This window comes from Bradyrhizobium sp., assembly GCF_049586575.1.
In the GTDB taxonomy this organism is placed as follows: domain Bacteria; phylum Pseudomonadota; class Alphaproteobacteria; order Rhizobiales; family Xanthobacteraceae; genus Bradyrhizobium.
This window is the reverse complement of sequence record NZ_JBAVCF010000761.1, coordinates 1-3,603: the sequence shown is the minus strand read 5'-3', so window position 1 is coordinate 3,603 and position 3,603 is coordinate 1. Positions and strand designations below refer to the sequence as shown.

Sequence of the window (3,603 nt, the reverse complement as noted above, 5' to 3'; positions counted from 1 at the left end):
GCCATGCCGCACGCCGCTGGTGGTGCTCCACGCGGCGGACCGGCTCCAGCCGGAGGCCGCGGCCAACGGCCTGAACGACACTAAACGACAAAGGCCCGGTCTCGCGCCGGGCCTTTTCTTTTGCTGTCCCGCTCACCGATCTCGCAAGGAGGACATCGCAGTCGCCTACTCCGCCGCGATCTGTCGCGGTGCCGGCGGTGGGTTGGCTAGATCGGCCGCGAGTTGCGCGTAGCGAGCCTTCGCATCCGCTACCGCCTTCTCCTTGACTGGCCCGTAACCGCGAATGCGATCCGGCAGCGAGAGGATTTCAATGGCGGTGTCCAGCGTCAACGGCGACAATACCGGCAGGATGTGGGCGACGTCCTTCTCGTAGCCAGCGATCAAATCACGCTCGAGCCTGCGATCGGGGCTGTAGCCGAAGATATCGAGCGGGGTGCCGCGCAGCACGCGCATCTTCGCCAGCCAGCGAAATACCGGAAGCATCCAGGCGCCGAAGGCGCGCTTCCTCGGCCGGCCCAGCGCGTCTTTTGCCCCCGCGAGCAACGGCGGCGCAAGATTGAAGCTGATCTTGAAATCGCCGTCGAACTGGTCGCGAAGCTGCTGTTCGAACCGGCCATCGGTATAAAGCCGCGCGACTTCATATTCGTCCTTATAGGCAAGCAGCTTGGCGTAGTTGACGGCGACCGCGCGCGGCAGTTCCTCGCCAAAGCCGCGATCGCGCGCCGCGTCACGTACCTGCTTGACCAGCGCCTGATACTGCGTAGCGAGCTTTGCATTCTGATAGGCGGTCAAGTGCGCAGATCGGTGGACGATAATTTCGTCGAGCGACATCGCATCGAGGGTTTTCGGCGCGCTTCCCTCGCCGTGCCCGCTCATCATCGCGGCGATGCGCGCGGGATCGACGGCCGCGAGGCGGCCGAGCCGGAACGCCTGCGTGTTCATCTTGATCGCAACGCCATTGACTTCGATCGCCTGTTCGATCGCTTCCGCCGACAGCGGCAGCAATCCCCTCTGGTAGGCGTAACCCATCATCATCATGTTGGTGGCGATGGCATCGCCCAGCAGGGTTTCCGCGGGCCTGGTGAAATCGACGAAAGCGGAATCCTTCCGCAACGCGGTTTCCAGCACGTGGTTGACTTTGCGGGACTGGAAATTGAAATCGCGGTTGAGAATGAAGTCGGCGGTCGGAATGACGTGGCTGTTGATGATACCGGCGGTGCGGCTCGACTCGCAGAGCGTCATGGTCTCCTTGGAAGCGGCCACGACCTCATCGGCGGCAATCACGAGATCGGCGGTGCCGGTGACGATGCGCGAACAGGTCACGTCAGCGGTATGTTCGGACAGCCGGACATGGCTCAATACCGCCCCGCCCTTTTGCGCCAGCCCCGACATATCGAGGATCATGCTGGCCTTGCCCTCGATATGGGCGGCCATGCCGAGCAGTGCGCCGATGGTCAACACGCCGGTGCCGCCGACGCCGCCGACGGCGATGTTATAGGGCCGGTCCAGCGACGGCTTTGAGGCGGGCTCCGGCAATTCGCCGATATCGCCAGCACCAGCGGGCGCACGACGGCGCAACGCCCCGCCATCGACGGTAACGAACGACGGGCAAAAGCCTTTCAGGCAGGAGTAATCCTTGTTGCAGGCCGACTGGTTGATGGTGCGCTTGCGCCCCATCTCGGTCTCCAGCGGCTCGACCGAGATGCAATTCGACTGCACCGAGCAATCGCCGCAGCCTTCGCACACGGCCGGATTGATGAGGACGCGCCGCGGCGGATCTTCGAGCAATCCGCGCTTGCGGCGGCGGCGCTTCTCGGCGGCACAGGTCTGCACGAAGACGATGGCGGATGCGCCCTTCACCTGGCGCAGCGTCTTCATGACGGCGTCGAGTTCGTCACGGTGCGCGACCTTCGCGCCAGGCGCGATGTCGGAGGCGGGATAGGCTTTCGGATTTTCCGAGACCAGATAGATTTCACGGATGCCTTCCGCGTGAAGCTGGAAGGTGACCTGCTGCGGCGACAATTCGCCATCGACATGCTGGCCGCCGGTCATGGCGGTCGCGTCGTTATAGAGAATTTTGTAGGTGATGTTCGCGCCTGACGCCACCGCCTGCCGGATCGCGAGGCTGCCGGAATGGAAATAGGTGCCGTCACCGATATTGGCGAAGACGTGCTCTTCATTGGTGAAGGGCGCAACGCCGACCCACGGCACGCCCTCGCCGCCCATATGGGTAAAGGTCTCGGTAGAGCGGTCCATCCATAGCGCCATGAAGTGGCAGCCGATGCCGGCAAAGGCGCGGCTTCCTTCCGGCACTTTGGTCGAGGTGTTGTGCGGACAACCCGAACAGAAATACGGCGTGCGGGTAACCGGCGAGACCGCTTGCATCTGGGTCGCCTGCCGGCCGTTGAACCAGTCGGCTTTCGCACGCAACATCGCGGCGATTTCGGGATTGAGATTGAGCCGCAGGAGCCGCTCGGTGAGCGAGCTTGCCAGCGAGGCGACACTCAATTCCTCGGCGAAAGGCAGGAAGCGTTTGTCGTGATCGTCCATCTTGCCGACGATGCGCGGGCGGACGTCGTCGCGCCAGTTGAACAGTTCCTGCTTGACCTGGTTCTCGACGATCTCGCGGCGTTCCTCGATGATGAAAATCTCTTCAAGCCCGACCGCGAACTCACGCACGCCTTGCGGCTCCAGCGGCCAGGGCATCCCGATCTTGTAGAGCCGCAAGCCGATCTTGGCGGCGACTTCCGGCGTGATGCCGAGTTCACGCAGCGCTTGCCGGATGTCCTCATAGCTTTTGCCCGAGGCCATGATGCCGAAACGCGCATTCGGCGAATCCATGGTGATGCGGTTGACCTTGTTGGCGCGGGCAAAGGCGATGGCCGCAAAGCCCTTGTAATCCTGCAAACGCCGATCCTGGTCGTAGCGGTCGTCGGGCCAACGCAAATTCAATCCACCCGGCGGCATTTCGAAGTCCGGCGGAATGATGAAGGGCTTCATCTCGTCGGTAAGATCGATCTCGGCGGTGGTCTCCACCGTCTCCGTGATCACCTTCATGCCGACCCAGCAGCCGGAATAGCGCGACATCGCGATCCCGAGCAGCCCCATCTCGATCATTTCATGGATGCTCGAGGGATAGAGATAGGGCATCAGCGCCGAGACGAAGGCATGGTCCGACTGATGCGGGACGGTTGAGGATTTCGCACCGTGATCGTCACCGGCGAGACACAGCACGCCGCCGTTCTTCGCCGAGCCCGCGGCATTGCCGTGGCGGAAGACGTCGCCGCAACGGTCGACGCCGGGGCCTTTGCCGTACCAGATGCCGACGACGCCGTCGTAATTGGCGCCTTTTGAGAGATTGAGTTGCTGGGAGCCCCAGATCGCGGTGGCGGCGAGGTCTTCGTTCACGCCGGGCTGGAACTTGATGTTGTATTGGTCGAGATGTTTTCGGGCGGCGAAAAGCTGCTGGTCGTAGCCGCCAAGGGGTGAGCCGCGGTAGCCGCTGATGAACCCTGCCGTGTTGAGCCCGTTGGCGCGGTCGCGCCGGATTTGGGCCATCGGCAGGCGAACCAGCGCCTGAATCCCGGTCAGGAAGACATGGCC

At 63.1% G+C, this 3,603-nt stretch carries 1 protein-coding gene; it reads right to left on the bottom strand.

What is annotated here, in order from left to right:
- Positions 1-165: 165 nt before the first annotated feature.
- The coding region (locus tag WB528_RS27340) for an indolepyruvate ferredoxin oxidoreductase family protein (protein ID WP_423892463.1) at positions 166-3,603 on the bottom strand (3,438 nt) is incomplete at its 5' end.